This window comes from Pseudomonas sp. CIP-10, assembly GCF_020911845.1.
Classification (GTDB): Bacteria; Pseudomonadota; Gammaproteobacteria; order Pseudomonadales; family Pseudomonadaceae; genus Aquipseudomonas; species Aquipseudomonas alloputida.
This window is the reverse complement of record NZ_CP087160.1, coordinates 2,474,569-2,497,189: the sequence shown is the minus strand read 5'-3', so window position 1 is coordinate 2,497,189 and position 22,621 is coordinate 2,474,569. Positions and strand designations below refer to the sequence as shown.

Annotated in this window: 20 protein-coding genes; 9 read left to right on the top strand and 11 right to left on the bottom strand. The window is 62.9% G+C overall.

Annotated features, from left to right (window positions below):
- The first annotated feature begins 18 nt into the window (after window positions 1-18).
- From LMH93_RS11305 to LMH93_RS11270, 8 genes are all read left to right on the top strand, one after another.
- Window positions 19-1,713: a hypothetical protein gene (locus LMH93_RS11305; RefSeq protein ID WP_004576484.1), complete on the top strand. Its 1,695-nt coding sequence runs from the start codon at window positions 19-21 to the stop codon at window positions 1,711-1,713.
- A gap of 2 nt (window positions 1,714-1,715) precedes the next feature.
- Window positions 1,716-2,411, top strand: a complete 696-nt coding sequence (locus LMH93_RS11300) for a DUF3726 domain-containing protein (protein WP_230065166.1) — start codon at window positions 1,716-1,718, stop codon at window positions 2,409-2,411.
- Between the two features lie 27 nt (window positions 2,412-2,438).
- Window positions 2,439-2,810 carry a RidA family protein gene (locus LMH93_RS11295; protein ID WP_003254071.1) on the top strand — a complete coding sequence of 124 codons (372 nt, stop codon included), beginning with the start codon at window positions 2,439-2,441 and terminating at the stop codon, window positions 2,808-2,810.
- A 433-nt stretch (window positions 2,811-3,243) separates the two neighbouring features.
- The gene (locus LMH93_RS11290) at window positions 3,244-4,653 is read left to right on the top strand and encodes a circularly permuted type 2 ATP-grasp protein (RefSeq protein WP_004576482.1); all 1,410 of its coding nucleotides are present in this window, start codon (window positions 3,244-3,246) and stop codon (window positions 4,651-4,653) included.
- A gap of 3 nt (window positions 4,654-4,656) precedes the next feature.
- The gene (locus tag LMH93_RS11285) at window positions 4,657-5,607 is read left to right on the top strand and encodes an alpha-E domain-containing protein (protein WP_003254074.1); all 951 of its coding nucleotides are present in this window, start codon (window positions 4,657-4,659) and stop codon (window positions 5,605-5,607) included.
- On the top strand, window positions 5,604-6,383 hold the full coding sequence (locus tag LMH93_RS11280) for a transglutaminase family protein (protein ID WP_004576480.1): 780 nt from the start codon (window positions 5,604-5,606) through the stop codon (window positions 6,381-6,383). Before LMH93_RS11285 ends, LMH93_RS11280 begins: the two co-directional genes overlap by 4 nt.
- Window positions 6,384-6,456: 73 nt before the next feature.
- Complete coding sequence (locus LMH93_RS11275) at window positions 6,457-7,179, top strand: proteasome-type protease (protein WP_003254077.1); 723 nt, start codon at window positions 6,457-6,459, stop codon at window positions 7,177-7,179.
- Window positions 7,180-7,432: 253 nt separating this feature from the next.
- Window positions 7,433-8,782, top strand: a complete 1,350-nt coding sequence (locus LMH93_RS11270) for a D-serine ammonia-lyase (protein WP_230065165.1) — start codon at window positions 7,433-7,435, stop codon at window positions 8,780-8,782.
- Window positions 8,783-8,918: 136 nt separating this feature from the next.
- Here LMH93_RS11270 and LMH93_RS11265 read toward each other — a convergent pair whose 3' ends face one another.
- From LMH93_RS11265 to pedF, 11 genes are all read right to left on the bottom strand, one after another.
- Entirely contained in the window at window positions 8,919-9,533 is a 615-nt protein-coding gene (locus tag LMH93_RS11265; RefSeq protein ID WP_121783333.1) for a hypothetical protein, read from the bottom strand.
- A 634-nt stretch (window positions 9,534-10,167) separates the two neighbouring features.
- Window positions 10,168-11,838 carry a PAS domain-containing hybrid sensor histidine kinase/response regulator gene (locus tag LMH93_RS11260; RefSeq protein WP_180688270.1) on the bottom strand — a complete coding sequence of 557 codons (1,671 nt, stop codon included), beginning with the start codon at window positions 11,836-11,838 and terminating at the stop codon, window positions 10,168-10,170.
- Window positions 11,822-12,985, bottom strand: coding sequence for an alcohol dehydrogenase-like regulatory protein ErcA (ercA, locus tag LMH93_RS11255; protein WP_004576476.1), 1,164 nt, complete (start codon window positions 12,983-12,985; stop codon window positions 11,822-11,824). Before ercA ends, LMH93_RS11260 begins: the two co-directional genes overlap by 17 nt.
- A gap of 89 nt (window positions 12,986-13,074) precedes the next feature.
- Window positions 13,075-13,347, bottom strand: a complete 273-nt coding sequence (pqqD, locus tag LMH93_RS11250; protein WP_185279452.1) for a pyrroloquinoline quinone biosynthesis peptide chaperone PqqD — start codon at window positions 13,345-13,347, stop codon at window positions 13,075-13,077.
- A gap of 51 nt (window positions 13,348-13,398) precedes the next feature.
- Complete coding sequence (pqqA, locus tag LMH93_RS11245; RefSeq protein ID WP_003243383.1) at window positions 13,399-13,470, bottom strand: pyrroloquinoline quinone precursor peptide PqqA; 72 nt, start codon at window positions 13,468-13,470, stop codon at window positions 13,399-13,401.
- A 225-nt stretch (window positions 13,471-13,695) separates the two neighbouring features.
- A complete protein-coding gene (gene exaC / locus LMH93_RS11240) occupies window positions 13,696-15,216 on the bottom strand; it encodes an acetaldehyde dehydrogenase ExaC (RefSeq protein WP_003254088.1) in 1,521 nt (506 codons plus the stop codon).
- A 162-nt stretch (window positions 15,217-15,378) separates the two neighbouring features.
- A complete protein-coding gene (pedH, locus tag LMH93_RS11235; RefSeq protein ID WP_010953598.1) occupies window positions 15,379-17,166 on the bottom strand; it encodes a PQQ-dependent alcohol dehydrogenase PedH in 1,788 nt (595 codons plus the stop codon).
- A gap of 195 nt (window positions 17,167-17,361) precedes the next feature.
- Complete coding sequence (locus LMH93_RS11230; protein ID WP_185279453.1) at window positions 17,362-18,285, bottom strand: quinoprotein relay system zinc metallohydrolase 1; 924 nt, start codon at window positions 18,283-18,285, stop codon at window positions 17,362-17,364.
- A 38-nt stretch (window positions 18,286-18,323) separates the two neighbouring features.
- Entirely contained in the window at window positions 18,324-19,085 is a 762-nt protein-coding gene (locus LMH93_RS11225) for a quinoprotein dehydrogenase-associated SoxYZ-like carrier (RefSeq protein ID WP_014860449.1), read from the bottom strand.
- Between the two features lie 8 nt (window positions 19,086-19,093).
- Window positions 19,094-19,969, bottom strand: coding sequence for a substrate-binding periplasmic protein (locus LMH93_RS11220; protein ID WP_020193827.1), 876 nt, complete (start codon window positions 19,967-19,969; stop codon window positions 19,094-19,096).
- 5 nt (window positions 19,970-19,974) lie between these two features.
- On the bottom strand, window positions 19,975-20,436 hold the full coding sequence (pedF, locus tag LMH93_RS11215; protein ID WP_010953594.1) for a cytochrome c-550 PedF: 462 nt from the start codon (window positions 20,434-20,436) through the stop codon (window positions 19,975-19,977).
- A gap of 254 nt (window positions 20,437-20,690) precedes the next feature.
- On the opposite strand from pedF, the gene exaA reads away from it, so the two are divergent.
- The gene (exaA, locus tag LMH93_RS11210) at window positions 20,691-22,586 is read left to right on the top strand and encodes a quinoprotein ethanol dehydrogenase (protein ID WP_012052783.1); all 1,896 of its coding nucleotides are present in this window, start codon (window positions 20,691-20,693) and stop codon (window positions 22,584-22,586) included.
- Window positions 22,587-22,621: the final 35 nt, after the last annotated feature.

Here is a 22,621-nt window from a genome sequence, read left to right as displayed (position 1 = left end):
CATCCAGGTACAACAACAATGCCCAACAGCGTGCCTGCAATACCCGCGTTGCGCCCTGCCAGCCAAGTCATGGACCTGGCCCGGCTGGGTAGCCACTTCCAGAGCCCGCTAAGCTTCGTGCGCAGCAGCATGCGGCGGATGATGCAGCAGCGCTGGCAAATCCGGCGCAGCTGTTTCGACCTCGATGGCCAAGGCTTCGGCACTGCGATCTACCGCATCGAAACGCCAAACGGCCATTACCACTGCGTGATCTTCTCGGCCTACCTGCCGCCCGAAAAGCGCAGCGATCGGGTCATCGCCGACCAGTGGGACGTCAGCTTCGTGCTGGTGGCCGGCGATGTCGACTCGGCACAACTGGCCGACCTGCAACGCAACGTGCCGCTGCAGGAAGCCGGTCGCTTCGATGCACGCGTGCTGGTGTTGTCGCGGGCCAACCGTAGCTTGCGCAATTTCGACCGGTTTCTGGCGGCGCTGGCAGAAGGACGCCAGCCCGATCCACAACAACTGGCTGAAGTCGGCTACCTGTATCGCACCACCGCGGTGTACGGTAACGGCAAGTTCGGCATCGCCGATTTTGGTTGCCTGCAAGATAACCCGGACTTCAACCAGCCGTTCAGCGCGCAGATGTTCACCGTCTACCTGCTGCGACACTTCAGCATCGAGCAGATCAACCACATGGCCCGGGCACTCGCCCCGCAGCGGGCAGTGCAACTGGCCCCGGCGCTACAACGCTACCTGGGGGTCGGCAACGCGACCGGGCTGGGAATGGCCCCTTTTCTGATCAACCACCCTCAACTGGTGGAGCACTGGATCAGTACGCGGGAAACGGCCCTGGCCCTGGTGCTGGCGCAGTCGGCGGAGCCCGACCAATTGGCACGCCTGCAGCAATTGCTGGCGCGCGCCCAGTTGCACCTGAGCCAGTCCCGGACCGAAGACCAGCGCCAGCATGAGCAGAACCTGCAAACCTTGGCCGAGCTTGCTTTACTGGCCACCTGGCTTGGCACGCAAGCCGACGGCGCGGGCCTTTGGCCGCGTCTGCTGGCCTGGGCGCAATTACACACGGGGGTGGGCTGCCAGGAGCTTCTGGTCAGCCTGCTGCTGGAGCTGTACCCCGAGCAGGTCACGCCCCTGGCCGAGCACATGGGGGTCAACGAAAGCTGGCAGCTGGACGCCCAGATGCCCCTTGGGCAACTGCGCCAGCTCATCGAGCAGCAGTATGGCTGGGCGTTGCGCTACGACTTCAGTGCTGCCGATGCGGAGCACTTCTTCTGGTACCGCTCAGCTGAAAAAGAAGAGCCGCGCCTGGGCATTCGCGCAGAGGAGCCAGGGGCCGAAAAAGAAATGCAGCTGGGTATTGCCCGCAATATCCAGCAGTGCCATGGCGCGCTGCTGGAGCACCTGCAACGGCAGCCTCAGGCGCTGACCGCTCACTTCCTGATCGCCCAACCGAGGTTCAAGGGCGCGGTACGCCGCCTGCAAGGCATGGCAAAAACAAACTTCGGTGAAATCCGTGCCAATCTGCTGGCCCGGGACATGCTGCCGATTCACCTGCTGCGCTGCAAACTGGCATTTTTCGGCGCGGGGAAATTCGACCCCAAGTCAAGCCGCTGGGTGCGTATCACGCTGTTCCAGGGCGCGCCGCTGGTCAGCGACATCGGTCAGCCGTTCGCAGACGACTGGAATTTCGCAGTCATGCCGCAAAGGGAGCTTTGACCATGCGCGTATCGCTTAACGAAATACAGGTGATGTGCCGCAAGGCATTCGAAGGCATGGGCTTCGCCCCGGGCGACTGCGAGGATGCCGCCGAACTCGTGGGCTGGCTGCAACTGCAGGGGCTTAATGGCGTCGGTGCACTGGAAAAGGCGTTGCGTTATCTGCAAGCCGAAGCTGCACAGCCATACGCCTTGTGCCATGAGGATAACGCCCTGCTGGTGATCGACGCCAAGGGCCAGAGCGTATTGCGCTGCGCCGCGACGGTGGTGGAACTGGCGGCAGCCAAGGCCATGCGCTGTGGTCAGGCCGAACTGCGCATCCGCCACTGCCACAACCGTTTGCTGTTGCTGGGCTACCTGAGCCGGGCAGCGGTGCAGGGGCTGCACGTGCAAGCCCGCTGGGAGGACGCCCGCCAATACCACCTGGCCGATTTTACCGCCGGCATGCCGCGCCCGGAACTGAGCAGTGAAGCCCGGCCCCGGGGCATTGAAGCGGCCGCGCAAGACGTAACGGTGCTGTTCACCCGAGCAGGCCAGACCGCCCAGGCGATAACCGACCCGCAACGCACACTGCAGCAAGGTTTTACCGTCAACGAACATACCTGGCAAAGGCTCAGGCAGCTGGCCGAACACATCCTTGTCGAGAGCACCGATGCCTCACGCCGCCACGGTGCAGGCGGCGGCAGCGACGCCGACTGAACACCCTTGCCACTGAGGAAACAACCCATGAAGCATGCAATAAAGACCGAGCTGTTCGCCTCCAGGGCGCCACTGGAATGGGCGGTCGTCGGCAACGGTACGTTGTACACGGCCCAGATCCCAATCGATACGCAGGGCCAGGTGGTTGCCGGCGGCATCGAGGCACAGGCCCGCCAGACACTGGACAACCTGCGCCACACCTTGGAAGCCGCTGGCAGCTCGCTGGATGCCGTGACCCAGGTACTGATCTACGTGACCGACCGCCGCTATCTGGCAACTGTAAATGCCGTGTACGCCGAGTATTTCCAGGCACCCTACCCCAACCGCGCGGCCGTCGTGGTGGCGGGCCTCGCCCGGGAAGAAATGCTGGTGGAGCTGGTGGTCTACGCCTGCCTCTGAGGGCCTGAAGGCGCTCGCCTGGCGATATTCAGCGTGTGTTCAATCGGGTGCCGCCCGCGCGGCACTCGATGCATGCCCCCTTCCCCCCAAGTCATGCACCCGGACTATTCCCATTTTCTGCCGCCGGGCACCGGCTTGCGCCCCATTTCGGTTCAAAACCCGCGCCCGGATCAAAAGCGCCCTCTTTTGATGCGCCGGCCCTTGCGGCCAGGCAGCACACATCGGGTGTGCCCCTCACATTTCCTGCATCGCCAGAACCGCCAGGGGTATTCGGCACTTTTATTGCACAGACCGGTTGTACTCAACGCACAGGCAATCTACCGAGACCGAGGTTAACGCGAGACACAGCTCCCACTTACCCCAGCAAGGCAGCACCCTGAAAGACGCAGATGAACCGCAATGAAGCTGCCGGCAACGGCGGCAAGGAGTGGGTATGTCCCGGGCTTTTTTCAATGAAATGTACGAAGCGAACGGCACTTGCCGCCCGCATTACCAGGAGTTCGCCCGCTGGCTGGCCAACACCCCGCTGGAGTTGCTGGAACAGCGCCGCCGCGAGGCCGACCTGCTGTTTCACCGCGCTGGCATCACCTTCACCTTGTACGGCGACAAGCAGGATACCGAGCGCCTGATCCCCTTCGATATCATCCCGCGCAGCATCCGCGCCAGCGAATGGCGCACGGTCGAGCGTGGCTGCATTCAACGGGTACAGGCGCTGAACCTGTTCCTGCAGGACATCTACCACGACCAGCGCATTCTCAAGGCCGGCATCATCCCGCCAGAGCAAGTGCTGGCCAACGAGGGCTACCAGATCGCCATGCAGGGCCTGGACCTTCACCGTGGGCTGTATGCGCATATTGCCGGTGTCGACCTGGTACGTGACGGCGATGGCAGTTACTTCGTGCTGGAAGACAACCTGCGCACCCCCAGCGGCGTCAGCTACATGCTCGAAGACCGCAAGATGATGATGCGCCTGTTCCCCGAACTGTTTGCCGCCCAGCGCATCGCGCCCATCGATCACTACCCCAACCTGCTGCTGGACACGCTCAAGAGCGCCAGTCCACTGGACAACCCTACCGCGGTGCTGCTCACGCCCGGCCGTTTCAACAGCGCCTATTTCGAGCATGCTTTCCTGGCCCGGGAAATGGGCATCGAGCTGGTCGAAGGCGCCGACCTGTTCGTGCGTGATGAGCATGTCTACATGCGCACCACGGCCGGCCCCCACCAGGTGGACGTGATCTATCGTCGCCTGGACGACGACTACCTCGACCCGCTGTCCTTCAACCCTGACTCCATGCTGGGCGTGCCGGGGCTGATCTCGGTTTACCGCGCCGGCAATGTGGTACTGGCCAACGCCGTCGGCACTGGCGTGGCCGATGACAAATCCATCTACCCCTTTGTCGACGACATGATCCGCTTTTACCTGAGCGAAGAACCGATCCTGAACAACGTGCCGACCTGGCAGTGCCGCAAGCCGGCGGACCTGTCCCATGTACTGGCCCACCTGCCCGAACTGGTGGTCAAGGAAACCCAAGGTTCCGGCGGCTATGGCATGTTGGTCGGGCCCGCCTCGACCAAAGCCCAGATCGAGGACTTCCGCGCGCGCATCAAAGCCCGCCCGCACGCCTATATCGCTCAACCGACGCTGTGCCTGTCAACCTGCCCGACCTTCGTCGACAGCGGCATCGCACCGCGTCACATCGACCTGCGCCCGTTCGTGTTGTCGGGCAGTGAAACCCGCCTGGTGCCCGGTGGCCTGACGCGCGTGGCGCTCAAGGAAGGCTCGCTGGTGGTCAACTCGTCGCAAGGCGGCGGTACCAAGGACACCTGGGTGGTGGAGGACTGAGCCATGCTTTCGCGAACCGCTTCCGACCTGTACTGGATGTCCCGCTACCTGGAGCGTGCAGAAAACCTCGCGCGCATGCTCGAGGTCAGCTACTCGCTGTCGCTGATGCCCCAGGCCGGGCGCAGCGACGGCCATGCCGAGCTGGCAATGTCGCTGATGGCCTCGGGCATGCTGGACGACTACCTGCGTCGGCACAAGGAACTCGACACCGAGCGCATGCTGCACTTCTTCGCCCTCGACGCCACCAACCCCAGCAGCATCTATTGCTGCCTGCAGGCCGCCAGGACCAATGCCCATGCAGTGCGCGGCCGAATCACCGCCGACATGTGGGAGAACATCAACGCCACCTGGATCGAAATGCGCAACATTGCCAGCAACGGCCTGGGTCGCTATGGCATCAGCCAGTTCTGCGACTGGGTCAAGGAACGATCACACCTGTTCCGCGGTGCGACATCCGGCACCATCATGCGCAACGATGCCTACAGCTTCATTCGCCTGGGGACCTTCCTGGAGCGGGCGGACAACACCCTGCGCCTGCTCGATTCGCGCTATGAAATGTTCGGCGAGGCCTCCGAAGAGGTCAGCGACGACTCCGCCCGCGGTTATTACCAATGGAGCGCCCTGCTGCGCGCGCTGACCTCGTATGAGGCCTTCAACGAGCTCTATCGCGCCGCGCCCAGTGCCCGGCCGGTGTCCGAGCTGCTGCTGTTGCGGGTGGACGTGCCGCGCTCGCTGCATGCCTGCATCGAGGAACTGGACCTGATCCTGGCGGGCCTGCCGGGCAGTACCGGGCGTGCCGCCCAGCGCATGGCCGCCGAACTGAACGCGCGCCTGCGCTACACCGCCATCGACGAAATCCTTGATGCAGGGTTGCACCCCTGGCTAAGCGACTTCATCGGCCGCATCAACCAACTGGGCCAGGCCGTCCATCACTCCTACCTGGAGGTTGTATGAAACTGTCCATTCGCCACGACACGACCTATAGCTACGCCAGCGACGTGTGCAACAGTATCCAGTTCCTGCGCCTGACGCCCCGCAGCAGCGAACGCCAGCGTATCAATCAATGGCAACTGGACCTGCCCTGCAAGGTCAAGGGCCAGATCGACCCTTACGGCAACATCCTGCATGTGCTGACGCTGGACAAACCCCATGGCCACCTGGCGCTTACCGCACACGGCCAGGTCGAGATCGACCCGGATTGCGAACACGAAACCGAGAGCCAGTCTCCCCTGCCGTTCCTGCGCGGTAGCCACCTGACGCTGGCCGACAACACCCTGATTGCTTTCGCCGCCCGGCATTGTGGCAGTCACCGCGACCGGGCAGCACTGATCGGGCTGATGCAAGGCCTGGCCGAGCACATGCCCTACAGCCCTGGGGCCACGTCGGTGGGCACCACGGCCATCGAAGCCTTCAACGGTGGCGCAGGCGTGTGTCAGGACCACACCCACGCCTTCCTGGCCTGCGCACGCAGCCTGGGGGTGCCGGCACGCTATGTGTCCGGCTACCTGTGCACCGAGGACGAACAACACCTGGCCAGCCACGCCTGGGCCGAAGCCTGGGTCGACGAAGCCTGGTACAGCTTCGACATTACCAACCGCCTGACCCGGCCAGAGCGTCACCTGAAGCTGGCGGTGGGCCTGGACTACCTCGATGCCTGTCCGGTCAGGGGCGTACGCCGCGGCGGCGGCGCCGAATCGATGCAGGCCAGCGTCCACGTGCATCGCCAGTGACAGGCTGGCGTCAGACCGGTCTTGCCGCGCGAGTGCGGCAAGACCCTTCCACACGCAACACAAGGGAAACCGCATGACTTACTGTGTCGCCATGCACCTGGAGGACGGGCTTGTCTTCATCAGCGACTCACGCACCAACGCCGGCATCGACCAGATCTCCACGTTCACCAAGTTGTTCGTCTTCAGCACCCCGGGCGAGCGGCTGATCGTGCTGCAGACCGCCGGCAATCTGGCGACCTCACAGTCGGTGGTAAACCTGCTGCAGCAACGCACCCAGGGCAACGGCCCCCACCTGCTGAACGTTGCCACGCTCTACGATGCAACGGTGCTGGTCGCCGACACCCTGCGCGAGGTGGTCAAAAGAGACCGCAGCAAGCTCACGGCCGATATCGACCTTAGCAGTTCATTCATCGTCGGCGGCCAGATAGCCGGCGGCCCCATGGCCATCTACAACGTGTATGCACAAGGCAATTTCTTCCAGGCCACACCGGACACCCCGTTTCTGCAACTGGGTGAAAGCAAGTACGGCAGACCAATACTCGACCGCAACCTGGATTACCGCACGCCGCTCGATGAAGCGCTGCGCTGCGGCCTGATTTCGTTCGACTCCACCATCCGCAGCAACCTGTCGGTGGGCATGCCGCTGGACTTGCTGGTGTACCGCAACAACAGCCTGGAAAGCATGACGCGCAAGCGCATTACCAGCGACGATGCCTATTACCAGCAGATTCGCAGGCAGTGGAGCGACGGCTTGAAAACCCTGCTGGCCGAACTGCCAGCGCCGCCTTATGGCTGAGTCAGCGAACTGTCCAGATCCTTTGGTGCCTGGACAGGCACTTTCGCGGTCTGGCCCGCGCCCACAGGTACTGTGCAAGCCTTGAAGGCGGTGATGGCCTGTGGGAGCGGGCGAGCCCGCGAACAGGCCGGTACAGGCAACACCTCAGTAAAACCAATGTGTAATGTTCGAAACTCCGTGGGTTATCCTGCGCCTTCCCCCCCTGTCACGAGACTGCTGCTGGCGGCCTACAGACTGCACTGCAGGTGAAATCATGATTCACGGAAAAACCCTGGAAGCCTGGCAACAAAGCCACCCGATCATCGCCGAGCTGGTTGCCCTGAAGCAGACCAGCTGGTTCAACCCTGGTATCGCCAAGGCTGCAGAAGCCCTGCACGACGTGGGCCTGACGGCGGCCGACGTGCAAGCGGCCAGCGCGCGGCTGCAGCGGTTCGCGCCTTACCTGGCCACTGTGTTCCCCGAAACAGCCGCTGCCGGCGGGGTCATCGAGTCGCCTGTCATCCCGCTGCCACAGCTGCGCCGGGTGCTTGTCGAAGAAGGATCACTGCAGAACGCAGGCAGCCTGTGGCTCAAGGCGGACAGTGACCTGCCCATCTCCGGTTCGATCAAGGCCCGGGGCGGTATCCATGAAGTGCTCAAGCATGCCGAAGACCTGGCCCTGGTGGCCGGATTGATCACGCCAACGGATGACTACACCAAACTGGCGAGCGACCAGGCCCGCGCATTCTTCAGCCAGTACACGATCGCCGTGGGTTCGACCGGCAACCTGGGGCTGTCGATTGGCATCATGAGCGCCAAGCTGGGTTTTAAGGTGAGCGTGCACATGTCGTCAGACGCCCGGCAATGGAAGAAGGACAAGCTGCGGGCCAACGGCGTGACCGTGGTAGAACACGCGTGCGACTACAGCGTAGCGGTCGAGCAGGGTCGCCAGCAGGCAGCCTCAGACCCCAATTGTTATTTTGTCGACGACGAAAACTCCCCACAGCTGTTTCTCGGCTATGCCGTCGCCGCCGAACGGTTGGCGCGGCAATTCGACCAGGCTGGCATCCAGGTGAACGCAGATCACCCGTTGTTCGTCTACCTGCCGTGCGGCGTAGGGGGCGGCCCGGGCGGTGTCGCATTCGGGCTGAAGCTGGTGTTCGGCGATGCGGTGCACTGCATCTTTGCCGAACCCACCCACTCCCCCTGCATGCTGCTGGGTGTCTATACCGGCCTGCATGATGAAACCTGCGTGCAGGACTTCGGCATCGACAACATCACCGCAGCAGACGGCCTGGCGGTCGGCCGCCCATCAGGGTTTGTCGGCAAAGCCATGCAGCGGCTGATCGATGGTTACTACACCGTGACCGACGAAGAGCTGTACCGCTTGATGGTCATCGCCCATGAGCAGGACAAGGTCAAACTGGAACCCTCTGCCCTGGCCGGCGTACCCGGTATGCTACGGGTGCTGCAAGCCGGCGAGTACCTGGCTCGCCAGGGCTTCACCCCAACCCAGCTGCAGCAGGCTACACACCTCGTCTGGGGAACGGGGGGCAGCATGGTGCCGGAAGATGAGTTCAACGCCTATCTGGCCAAAGGGCGCAGCGTGCAGGCAAACCTGTAACCGCGATCGCCGGTTCGCAGTCATGCAACGGATCATGGAAGCGTTGCACGCTTGCCGTGCTGAATCACATCAGGCACTGCAACGGCGCCGCAAACCAGGTTTGCGGTTCGTGGCGCCGTCGCAGTGCCTCAGGCCATCAGCAAGGAATGCCCGCCAGCGGCCAGACAGGTGCTGGCGTCGCTTTGGCCATGGTGCGTTTTCGCGCCCACTGGGTCAGTGCGGCCATCAGGGCAAAGCCAAGCAGGATCATCACCGGATAGGCCAACAGCAACTCGGTCAGCGAATACTTCCAGGCCAGTGGCCGACCGACGCCCAGCATCGCTGCATATAACCAGGAAACACCTGACAGTGCACCAGAAAACAGGGCAAACATCCGCACGCCTATATTCAGGTCAAGCAAAGAACCGGCCTTGAGCAAGGCAGGTAATACATAACGATGCAACAACATGCCATTGAAGGTCAGGAGCAAGACAATAATGACCTTGGCGTGAAGTTTGGGATTGGCAAAATAACTCATGCCCTTTTCAAGGTAATCGATACCAATGACCGCGGCACCGGTAAGCCACAAGAATATCAAGGCATTGGCAACAGACGCCTGCAATCGCGCCATGTGCTTACCGTCATGGCAGGCCTTTTGATGCCCCTTCAGCAAGTCCCTGACCATCTCGGCGTCACTGGTAAATACCAGGCCGATGGCGATACAACAGGCCAGTAAATGAACATAAATGACCGACAACCGCACCAACTCCATGGATTCTTTCTGCCCGAACAGGCTAATAATTGTATTAAACTCCACGTCGAATTCTCCACGTAATGCATCAGCGCTAGATGGCCTTGCAACAAGCATGCGTACGGCCTGATCGCACTGGGAAGACCAAATTCATATCGTTAATTGAAACAGCGAATGGTTACTCGATTGCGCACAGTGGCTCAACCGTTGAGCCCCGGTTGGGCATGGCGTTACTCCATTGTCAGAGGTAAGAAGCCCCGTGAGCATCCCTGCCATGCAGATCAAGTTGAACGTCCATACGTTCTGGGGAGAGGTGCGAAGTGCGGTGCTGGAAGAACACACTTGCTGGCAAATAGGAACGACTCGCTGGCAAATCGTTCATTTCTTGAGCAAAAGCACCGACCAGCGGTATTTAAAGCCGTATTAGTTAGTTTACTAACTGCTTGCATTCTGACCGAATGGTAAGTTTTAAAGGCCCGTGGATCCAAACTTCGCGACAGGCCATTTAAGTGCTCCATTTCAATGTTCGCAGTTTGTTGGCTGCCACCCCCGAGGCCATTCGGCAGCTAAAGAGGGTGGTTAAAACAGGACCATCGCACAGTCGATGCTCATCGACTAGCTGGCATTGTCTGCTCAGCGGTGAACCGCTACCCAATCAATGCACCAAGAGCAACTGGCTCAACACCGCCCGCAGTTTCCCGGGTTTCACAGGTTTGTTCAGTAGCGGCGCCCCCAATTTCTGCAAGCCCCGCCGGCATTGATCGCTGCGGTCGGCGGTGATGATCACCGCCGGTATGGCAACCGCAAAATGCTCACGCAAATACCTGACCACCTCGCAACCCACCACGCCATGGTCCAGGTGGTAGTCGGCCAGGATCAGTTCCGGGGCCTGCCCCTGCAAGGCCAGCAAGGCACCTGCCTGGTCGGTCGCGGTCACCACTTCGCAGCCCCACTGCCCAAGCAGCGCGCCCATGCTCTCGAGGATGCTCACTTCGTTGTCCAGTACCAACAGGCGGCGGCCCGGTAGCGGGTTGCCGACGCTTGGCAGCGGCACAGCCTGGTGAGCGGCCAGCGGCACCTCTTTACCCAGCGGGACCTCGATGCTGAACACCGAACCACGCCCCGGCCACGAACGTACCTCAATCCGGTAGCCGAGAATCTTGGCAATCCGCTCGACGATGGCCAACCCCAGCCCCACGCCCTTGCGATCCGCTGCGCGGCCGACGTCCAGTTGGTTGAACTCAAGGAAGATCGCCTGTAACCGGTCTTCGGCAATACCCCGCCCGGTATCCCACACTTCCAGCCGCAAATGGCCACCCCGGCGCCTTGCCCCAAGCAAGATCCGGCCTTCGTCGGTGTAGCGGCAGGCGTTGCTGAGGAAGTTGCGCAGGATACGTGTCATCAGCCGCAGGTCAGTGCTGATGGCACAGTCCGGGATGCGCGCATGCAGCTTGAGGCCTTCCGCATCGGCCACCGAGCGGAATTCCGAGACCAGTGGTGCGAACAACTCGTCGAGGCGGTACACGGCCACGTCCGGCTTCACCGCTGCCTGGTCGAGCCGGGAAATGTCCAGCAGGTCGGTCAGCAAATCTTCGGCGCCCTCAAGGGCCTGGTGGGTACGCTCCACCAGCACATGCTCGGCCTCTGGTAATGGCCGCTCGCGCAAGGTCGAAATCAGCAAGCGCGCGGCGTTCAACGGTTGCAGCAGGTCATGGCTTGCGGCGGCGAGGTATTTGTCCTTGCTGCGGTTGGCGGCTTCGGCGGCATCACGCGCCTCCAGCAATTCATCGGTACGCGCTGCGACCCGTTGTTCCAGCTCGTCATTGAGCTGCTGCAGGCGCTGCTGGGCCAGCTTGCGTTCGGTGATGTCGGCGACAAAACCCTCCACCAGCCCTTCCTGCCCGGGCTTGAGCAGCAGGTTCATCAGCACATCGAGATGGCTGCCGTCCTTGCGCCGCAAGCGGGTTTCGTAGCCGTGCAAGCTGTGCTCACGGGCGAGCACCGCGGTAATGGCCTGTAACTCCTCGGCACCGCCGTCGAACAGGTTGGCGGCCAGGTCCGTCAGGGAAAACAGCACCGCTTGCGGGTCGTCATAGCCGAGCATGCGCGCCAGCGCCGGGTTGGCGGCACGCATGCCGTCCTGAAGGCTGGCCTGGAAAATACCGTGCACGGCGTTTTCGAACAGCCATTTGTAACGGTTGCGTTCGGCTTCCAGTTCGTCCAGGCGGGCGGACAGCTCCGGGTAATGGCTTTTGCGCGCCGAGTGGTCACCCAGCCCCAGCAGCCCGGCCAACGCCCGCTGCTGCTCGTCAGAGGGCCTCGCCATAGACCACCTCGACATCACGCTGGCTCGACGCACGGGGGTTGGTGAGGATGCACGGGTCGTCCATCGCGTGTTGCGACAGGAACGGGATATCGGACGTGCGCACCCCGTGCAGGCCCAGGGTTTCATGGAAGCCGATGGCACGCTTCAGGGCAATCAGGTGCTCCACCAGCCGCCCGCAGATCTGCCGGTGATTGAGACCGCGGCAGTCGATACCGAACACCTCGGCGATCACTTTGAAACGCTCCGGCGCCGAGCTGTAGTTGAACGCCACCACGTGCTCCACCAGCACCGCATTGCACAAGCCATGGGGCAAGTCGAGGAAGCCGCCCAGGCTGTGCGACATGGCGTGCACTGCGCCCAGGATCGCATTGGAGAACGCCAGCCCCGCCTGCATGCTGCCGAGCATGATCTTTTCACGCAGTGCAATATCGGTAGGGTTGGCGATCATCTCCACCAGATTGCCATTGATCAGGCGCATGGCTTCCAGCGCATGGGGGTCGGTCAGCGGCCCGTGGCCGGTAGACACGAAGGCCTCGATGGCATGCACCAACGCATCGATGCCGGTGCAGGCCGACAGGAACGGGTCCATGCTCAGGGTTGTCTGCGGGTCGATCAGCGACACGTCCGGCACCACCGCCTTGCTGACGATGGAGAACTTCATGCGTTCCTGCTGGTTGGAAATGATCACGAACTGCGACACGTCCGCCGAGGTGCCGGCGGTGGTCGGGATCAGGATCAGCGGCGGGCTGGGCACGCGGATCATGTCCACGCCTTCGAATTCGAGGATGCTGCGCCCATGGGCCACCACGATGCCGATGGCCTTGCCGCAATCCATCGGGCTGCCGCCACCGACGGCGACGATCACGTCACAGTGGTTCTGCCGATAGATTTCGGCGCCGAGCATCACCTCTTCGACCCGCGGGTTGGGTGACACCGCTGTGTACAGGCAGTAGTCGATACCCTGGGCCTGCAGGCTGGCCTCCACATCCGCCACCCAGCCGGCCGCGATCACGCCAGGGTCGCTGACCACCAGTACCTTGCGCGCACCGAAGGTTTTGGCGTAATTGGCCACATTGTGCCGGCAGCCGGCACCAAAGATGATTTCAGGCGATACGAATTTGCGAAGGGGGCTGAAACTCTGGCTCATCGGTAAGCCTGTTCTTATTGTTCTGGAAGATAACCGCCAGCGTAAAGCATCCCACCACGAAAGCAACCAGACCAAAGCGGGGCTACCGGTCATTCTATCCAGGATTTGGCGCGGGCCACCTCCAGAAACGCCAGTACGTCCTCTTCGAGCCCCGGTACATTGGGGAAGCGTTGTGCCAGGCGGTCGATGACCGTTGCCACGGTACTGTGGCCGTCCAGCAGCGCCAGGACCCAGCCGGCACTGGCATTGAGCTCGATGATGCCCCCGGCGTACATCAGCACGTGGCAAGCCTTCTGTGGCTCCCAGTCCAGGCGCAAGCCTCGCCCCAAGGCAAGGGCTTGCTGGCGATCGATGAGGTTCACAGGCGCATACTCCAGGAGGATCCGGCCACCGTGGCGATGGCCGGGCCGTCATCAACGGTTGGCGAAATACATCGTCACTTCGAAGCCAATGCGCAGGTCGGTATAGGCGGGTTTAGTCCACATAGGGCAAGTCCTCTTCTTGTGCCGGAGGATTCCGGTAGAAGCATTAATGCACGGGGGCGGACCGGACCGAATGCTACTTTGGAACGAGCTTGCGGGGTGCGTTGGTACGGGTAGGCCGTTACGTGTGCCGGCCTCTTCGCGGGCAAACCCGCGCCCACAGGTTCTGCACCGGTTCTGGAACCGACGGTGAACCTGTGGGCGAGCCCGCGAAGGCCGCGACGCGGTTTAGAAGAAGCCCAGCGGATTGATGTCGTAGCTCACCAGCAGGTTCTTGGTCTGCTGATAATGGTCAAGCATCATCTTGTGGGTCTCACGGCCAACACCGGACTTCTTGTACCCCCCGAACGCCGCATGCGCCGGGTACAGGTGGTAGCAGTTGGTCCACACACGGCCAGCCTTGATGCCGCGGCCCATGCGGTAAGCGCGGTTGATGTCGCGGGTCCACAGGCCGGCGCCCAGGCCGAATTCACTGTCGTTGGCGATCGCCAGCGCTTCGGCTTCGTCCTTGAAGGTGGTCACGCCCACCACTGGCCCGAAGATTTCTTCCTGGAACACGCGCATCTTGTTGTTGCCCTTGAGCAGGGTTGGCTGAATGTAGTAACCGCTGGCCAGGTCACCCTGCAGCCGCTCGGCACCACCGCCGGTGAGCAGCTGCGCGCCCTCCTCCCGGGCAATCTCCAGGTACGAAAGGATCTTGTCGTACTGTTGCTCGGACGCCTGGGCACCCACCATGGTTTCGGTATCCAGCGGGTTGCCGCGGGTGATCTTGGCGATCTTCTTCATCACCTCGGCCATGAACGGTTCGTAGATCGACTCCTGGATCAGCGCCCGTGACGGGCAGGTGCACACCTCGCCCTGGTTGAAGAACGCCAGCACCAGGCCTTCGGCAGCCTTCTCGATAAATGCCGGCTCGGCCTGCATGATGTCTTCGAAGAAAATGTTCGGCGACTTGCCACCCAGTTCGACGGTGGACGGGATGATGTTCTCGGCCGCGCACTTCATGATGTGCGAGCCCACCGGGGTGGACCCGGTGAACGCGATCTTGGCAATGCGCTTGCTGGTGGCCAGCGCCTCGCCGGCCTCACGGCCAAAGCCCTGGACGATGTTCAGTACGCCTGCCGGCAACAGGTCGGCGATCAGTTCGGCAAAGACGGTAATCGACAGCGGCGTCTGTTCCGCGGGCTTGAGCACCACGCAGTTGCCAGCGGCCAAGGCCGGGGCGAGCTTCCAGGCGGCCATCAGCAGCGGGAAGTTCCACGGGATGATCTGCCCCACCACACCCAGCGGCTCGTGGATGTGATAAGCCACGGTACCTTCGTTGATTTCGCCTACGCCACCCTCCTGGGCGCGGATGCAACCGGCAAAATAGCGGAAGTGGTCCGCTGCCAGCGGCACGTCGGCATTCAAGGTTTCGCGTATGGCCTTGCCGTTGTCCCAGCTTTCGGTAACCGCCAGCACTTCCAGGTTCTGTTCGATGCGGTCGGCAATTTTGAGCAGTACCCGCGCACGGTCTTGCACCGAGGTCTTGCCCCAGGCTTCGGCGGCGGCATGCGCGGCGTCCAGGGCGCGCTCGACGTCCTGGGCCGTGGAGCGCGGGAATTCGGCAATCGGCTGGCCATTGACCGGCGAGCTGTTGGTGAAGTACTGGCCAGCCAACGGCTGCACGAACTCGCCACCGATGAAGTTGCCATAACGGGGTTTGAAGGATACGACGGCGCCTGGAGTTCCGGGTTGTGCGTAGATCATGCTGAGCCTCTGCGGGTCGGTGCCTGTCCCACGACAGGCGATGCACCGATGGTAAGAAGCCCCGCGTGCCGGGCGAATGCATCGTTGGCAGCGGGGCTCTCGTCATTTGGTAGTAGGGCCGCTTGCCACCGATCAGCGGCAGCAAGCGGCAGTAGGCAGGCGTTATGGCTTGACGCTTGCCGTTTGCTGCAACTGCTTGGGCAACTTGAAGGTCCAGAGCATGCCGCCCTGGTTGAAGTCCTTGACCCGTTTGGCCACTTCGCCGCCCCACAGCGGCACCGCGCCGCCCCAGCCGGAGACCACCGAAACGTATTGCTCACCGTCCATTTCCCAGGTGACGGGCGAGCCGAGCACGCCCGAGCCGGTCTGGAATTCCCAGACCTTGTCGCCGGTCTTGGCGTTGAATGCCTGCAGGAAGCCCTCTGGCGTGCCCGTGAACACCAGGTTGCCCTTGGTGGTCAGCACACCGCCCCACAGCGGCGCGTAGTTCTTGTGGCGCCAAACTTCTTTGCCGCTGACCGGGTCGATGGCGCGCAGCACGCCGATGTAGTCTTCATTGAGCGGCTTGATGGTGAAGCCGGCACCGAGGAACGCCGCACCTTTCTTGTAGGCGATGCCTTCGTTCCAGATGTCCATGCCCCACTCGTTGGACGGCACGTAGAACAGCCCTGTGTCCTTGTTGTAGGCCATCGGCATCCAGTTCTTGGCGCCGAGGAAGGCCGGCGCGACGAACACCGAGCTGCCCTTGGCCTCGCTGCCGGGTGCGCCCGGGCGGCTGGCGTCGTTGTAGATCGGCCGGCCGTCCTTGTCCAGGCCAGTGGCCCAGGTGATCTTGTCAACGAAGGGGAAGCCGCGGATGAACTTGCCGTTGGTGCGATCGAGCACGTAGAAGAAACCGTTGCGGTCGGCCGTGGCGGCAGCCTTGACCTCCTTGCCGCCGTCCTTGTAGTTGAACGAGATCAGCTCGTTGACGCCGTCGAAGTCCCAGCCGTCATGCGGCGTGCTCTGGAAGTGCCACTTGATGGTGCCGTCGTCCGGGTTCAGTGCCAGGCGTGAGGAGGAGTACAGGTTGTCACCGGGGCGCAGGTGCGAGTTCCACGGGGCCGGGTTACCGGTACCAAACAGGATCAGGTTGGTTTCCGGGTCGTAGTAACCACCCAGCCAAGGGGCGGCGCCGCCGGTCTTCCACAGGTCGCCAGGCCAGGTCTTGCCCGCCTCACCACCGGAAATACCGTTCTCGATTGCCTTGCCGTCCTTGTACACATAGCCCATGTGCCCTTCCACGGTGGGGCGCATCCACAGCAGCTCGCCGTTCTCCGGGTTGTACGCCTGGATCTTGCCCACCACGCCGAACTCGCCACCGGCAACGCCCGTGATCAGCTTGCCATTGACGATCATCGGCGCGGCACTGATGGAGTAGCCTTCTTTGTGGTCGGCGACCTTCTTGCTCCAGACCACCTTGCCGGTGTCCTTGTTCAGGGCCACCAGCTTGGCGTCCAGCGTGCCGAAGAACACCAGGTTGCCGTACAGCGCGACGCCGCGGTTGATCACGTCGCAGCAGGGGCGGATGTCATCCGGCAGACGTGCATCGTATTGCCACAGTTTCTTGCCGGTGCGGGCATCCACGGCGAACACCCGCGAGTAGGAGCCGGTCAGATACATCACCCCGTCCTTGATCAGCGGCTGGGCCTGCTGGCCGCGCTGCTTCTCCCCGCCGAAGGAGAACGCCCAGACCGGGCGCAGCTCCTTGACGTTATTGACGTTGAGCAGGTCCAGCGGGCTGTAGCGCTGGCCCTGCACGCCCAGGCCATTGGTCACGATCTGCTGCGGGTTCTTCGGGTCCTGGAGGATTTCTTCATTGCTGACAGCGGCGTGAGCCGCGCCGGCAAGCAGCATGGCGCTGAGCACCAGGCTCACGGCGAACAAGGGGCGACGTGGGGATCGGGTCATGACGGCTACCTTTGGTTTTTTTGTTGTGCCCGGGAAAATTTCCCGGTGTGCCGGGAATTCTTGGTCCCGACCCGATTGCCAACAATTGCCCGCAGTGCGGAGTTTTCTAGTTCCTTGGTAGGGGCCTGAGCGATGGACGGGGGCAGCCATAGAGCGCGGCACGGACGGCGCGGGGGCTCACAGGCACCGTAAATGTCATGGCAAGCGCTGCAACTGCTGGCGCTCGTAACGCGGGTACAGGTGGCTGACACTGCGGATCAGCTCATAACGCGTCAGGCTGATCCCGGCAAACCGTTCGGGAATGGGGCTGCGGATCATCTCGGCCATGTCGTCACCGCGCGCCGCGCCATCACGCATCAGGCCATCGAGCCAGCCCAGGTAGTCACGCATCTGCACGAACGGCTGCGCATCACTGGCCAAGGGGCCATGCCCGGGTACAAGCTGTTTCCAGGGCAGTGCCTGCAGGGTATCCAGGTCCTTGAGCCACACGTCCAGCCCCGGGCTGTTGGGCGTGGTCAGGGCGCGGTCGTAGAACACCAGATCGCCGGCAAACAGCACGCCGGTCTTTTCATCGAAAATCGCCAGGTCGGCCCCTGTATGCCCGCCCAGCCCCAGCAACCTCAGGCGGTGCCCGCCCACCTCATGCACCCCCGGCTGCAGCACCCGGGTCGGCAGCACCACCTCGGTACCGCGCATCCAGTCGCCGACCAGGCGATACATGTTCTCGGCCATGGCATCGCCTTGCTGGCGCAGCAGGTCGCGGGTGCCGGCCAGGGCACCGATCGGCACATCGGCAAAGGCTTGGTTGCCCAGCACATGGTCAGGATGATGATGGGTCAGCAGCACCTCCACTACCGGCTTGTCGGTGAGGGTGGCAATTGCCTTGCGCAATGCCTCGCCATAGCCCTTCGACGGCCCGCTGTCGATCACCACCACACCGCTGTCGGTGACGATGAACGCGGTGTTGACCACATTGCCGCCATTGGCCTTGGCGAAATTGTCGGTGCTGCCTTCCAGCAACCAGGTGCCCTCGGCGATCTGCCGGGGGGTAAGCCGGTACGTCAGATCAGCCTGGGCCGGCAGCCCCAGGCACAGCAGCAACAGCAGGATCCAACGCATGACGGTGCCTCGGTTCAGGGTGAAATCAGACAACGCGCTCAGGGCAGCGCCGCCTCGAACTGGTTGCCGCTGTTGTCCTGCAACAGCAGCCGTGTTGGCCCCGGGCCCTGAATGTCAAAGCCCAGGTTGGGGTTTTCGCTGACCGCCGGGTACAGCTCCAGGCTGGCCAGGCGCTGGCCATCTGCACCTTGCAACTCGGCATGGTTGAGAAAGAATTCAGGAATGCCGCTGACCAGGCCGTTATCCATCGGGTGGGCCACCTGCAGGCGCAGGCGGCTGCTGTCGCCACGCGGGTAGCGCCCGCCCAGCACCTCCCCGAGATGCTCCTCCCAGCCGGGCTGGGTGCGCACCACGCTGGGTGCGGTACAACCGCCGCCGGCAGCATCGATCAGGGTCGAACCAACGTGCCACAGGCCATCGCGTGTCAGTACGGCGGCGCGCAACGGTGTGGCCTGTTCGATGCGGATGCGGATCGACAACCAGGGCAACACGCGCTCGCCGGGCTGAAAGTCGACGATGCGCGGCAACGGGTTGAGTTCGGCCCAGGCGATTATCCGCACCACCTCGCCAGCGAATGCCCGGGCGTCGATCTCCAGCGGTACCTGCCGTGCATCCTCGGCAAAGGGCGGCGCCAGAAGCTTGACCCGGTCATCGAAGACGAACGCGGCCTGCCCCAGCAACTGCTTGTGGTAGAAGTCCCACATCACAGAAGGCACCGGGTCTGTGTGGGTGCCTTGTGTCGCAGCCTGGGCGGCCCAGGGCATCCAGCAGGCCAGCAGGAAAGTTGCTCGCCAGTTCATGGCCACTCCTATTGATACATCTCCGGGACCTCGTAACGCAGGCCGTATGCGGCATACATCGCCTTGAGCCGGCCATCGCGAATCATCGCTTCCATGGCCTCCTCCACGGCATAGGCCAGCTGCCGGTTGCTTTCATGCACAGCCATGCCGATTTCCCAGGCCTGTTTGCCAAGGTTCGGGTAGGCGTTTTCTGCCAAGGCCAGTTGCGGGTCGGCGGCCTGGTGCAGCTGCCAGTCAACCTCGCCGCGCATCGCCATCACTGCGTCCACCTGGCCGGCCTGCATGGCAGCGAACGCCTGCTGCACGCCGGGGTAATGGTGGGTCCTGGCGCTGAGCATGCCGTTGAACACCGATGTCAGGTAGAACGACGGCACGCTGTCCACCTCGACCCCGATAGGATGCTGCTGGAATACCGCGACACTGGCCACCGAGGCCAGGCGACGGCGATCGTAGGCCACCTGCCAACGCTCCTGCTGATAGGGGCCGAACATCACCACCTGGGCGTTTTCCAGCTCCCCCAGCTCGTTGCGCCGTTGCGCGTAGGCGCGATCGTAAGGCACCCGCATCATCAAGTCGGCCAATTGCTGATGACGCAGCGGGCTGCCACGCCAGATGTAGTCGCGCAGGTCATCGTCGAGCTTTTCTCCGGGTGGCGCCCAGATCAGTTGCAGGCGTACCCCCAAGGCCGTGGCCAGGGCCTGCGCCAGCTCCACATCGACACCACGCGGCTGGCCGTGGTCCTGAAAACTGTAGGGGGCGAAATCCTTGTACACTGCCACCTTGAGCTCGCCGGCGGCGATGATCGCGTCATAGTTGCGCACCTGCGCCTGGGCCGCCGCGCAACACAGCAGCAGGCCACTCAACAGCACCGCCCACAGACGCATGGCCGTCACTCCTCGACGTGCACGCTGTCGAGGTAGGTGCGCACCGCCCACAGGGCTTCCTGGCTGAGGTAATCGGCCATCTTCGGCATGTACACGCGGCCGTCGCGAACCGCGCCGTGGCGTACCCGCTCGACGAACCATTCATCGCCGGCATCACCCGCGTCGAGCATGCGCAAGTCAGGCGCGATACCACCGGACTTGGCCTCCAGGCCATGACAGGCAGCGCAGTTCTGGTTGTAGGCCGAGGCGCCGATTTCCACGGCCTTGTCGTGCTCGGGAGAGCTGCGGTACGGATTGACCGCGGCCCAGCCGTCGCCGTCCAGGCTCACGCCAGTGTCCTTGATCGGGGTCAGGCCCTTGGTCTCCACTGCCTGGGGCACCACGTTGCCATGGGCCCAGGCTGTACCGGTCAGCACGGCTGCGGCCAGCAACCCAGCAGCAAGCAACACATTGCATTTTGTTGTCATTGTTATGCCCTCACCTTTGCACACAAAGCCTCAACCACAGAGGCCGTACCGCCATCTTAGAAACAGCCCGCGGGCGGCCGAATGCTGCTTTGGTGGCCGGGCCTTAATCCCTTGGTAGTAGGGCTTGTGGCGAAGGGCCAATTGAGGTGCCGTGCGGGAACTATTCCCGGCAAGGGCGGGACTTTTTCCGTATCCCGCGATGGCCGCTGCGCCCCACCCTGTGCAGGCCAAAACCTCCACTGGGAACTGCAACCATGACAATAAGATCGCTACCCGCCCTTTCCCCGCTGGCCCTGAGCGTGCGCGTCCTGCTGATAGCCGGTAGCCTGGCCCTGGGCAATGTGGCAACAGCGGCCAGCACACCCGCTGCACCTGCCGGCAAGAACGTCACCTGGGAAGACATCGCCAATGACCACCTGACCACCCAGGACGTGCTGCAGTACGGCATGGGCACCAATGCCCAGCGCTGGAGCCCGCTGGCCCAGGTCAATGACAAGAACGTGTTCAAGCTGACCCCGGCCTGGTCCTACTCCTTCGGCGACGAGAAGCAGCGCGGCCAGGAATCCCAGGCCATCGTCAGCGATGGCGTGGTCTACGTCACCGGCTCGTACTCACGGGTATTCGCCCTCGATGCCAAGACCGGCAAACGCCTGTGGACCTACAACCACCGCCTGCCCGACAACATTCGTCCCTGCTGCGACGTGGTCAACCGCGGGGCGGCGATCTACGGCGACAAGATCTACTTTGGCACCCTCGATGCGCGTGTCATCGCCCTCGACAAGCGCACCGGCAAAGTGGTGTGGAACAAGAAGTTCGGCGACCACAGCGCCGGCTACACCATGACCGGTGCGCCAGTGCTGATCAAGGACAAGACCAGCGGCAAGGTGCTGCTGATCCACGGCAGCTCCGGCGATGAATTCGGCGTGGTCGGCCAGCTGTTCGCGCGCGACCCGGACACCGGTGAAGAAGTGTGGATGCGGCCCTTCGTCGAGGGCCACATGGGCCGCCTGAACGGCAAGGACAGCACCCCGACCGGTGACGTCAAGGCGCCGTCCTGGCCAGACGACCCAACCACCGAAACCGGCAAGGTCGAAGCCTGGAGCCACGGCGGCGGAGCCCCTTGGCAAAGCGCGAGCTTCGACCCCGAGACCAACACCATCATTGTCGGCGCTGGCAACCCCGGCCCTTGGAATACCTGGGCGCGCACGTCGAAAGACGGCAACCCGCATGACTTCGACAGCCTGTACACCTCCGGCCAGGTCGGCGTCGACCCGAGTACCGGCGAGGTCAAGTGGTTCTACCAGCACACCCCCAACGATGCCTGGGACTTCTCCGGCAACAACGAGCTGGTGCTGTTCGACTACAAGGACAAGAACGGCAACGTGGTCAAGGCCACCGCCCACGCCGACCGCAACGGCTTCTTCTATGTGGTCGACCGCAACAACGGCAAGCTGCAGAACGCCTTCCCCTTCGTCGACAACATCACCTGGGCCAGCCATATCGACCTGAAGACCGGCCGCCCGGTGGAAAACCCCGGCCAACGCCCGGCCAAGCCGCTGCCGGGTGAAACCAAGGGCAAGCCGGTGGAAGTCTCGCCACCGTTCCTGGGCGGCAAGAACTGGAACCCCATGGCCTACAGCCAGGACACCGGGCTGTTCTACATCCCCGGCAACCAGTGGAAAGAGGAATACTGGACCGAGGAAGTGAACTACAAGAAGGGCTCGGCTTATCTGGGCATGGGCTTCCGTATCAAGCGCATGTACGACGACCACGTCGGCACGTTGCGCGCCATGGACCCGACCACCGGCAAGCTGGTCTGGGAACACAAGGAGCACCTGCCGTTATGGGCCGGGGTGTTGGCGACCAAGGGCAACCTGGTGTTCACCGGTACCGGCGACGGCTTCTTCAAGGCCTTCGACGCCAAGACGGGCAAAGAGCTGTGGAAGTTCCAGACCGGCAGCGGCATCGTCTCGCCGCCCATCACCTGGGAGCAGGACGGCGAGCAGTACATCGGCGTGACCGTGGGCTACGGCGGTGCAGTACCGCTGTGGGGCGGCGACATGGCCGAGCTGACCAAACCGGTGGCTCAGGGTGGCTCGTTCTGGGTGTTCAAGATCCCGAGCTGGGACAACAAGACTGCACAGCGTTGACCTGCAGCGGGGAGCGGCCTGCGCCCCTCCCCGTT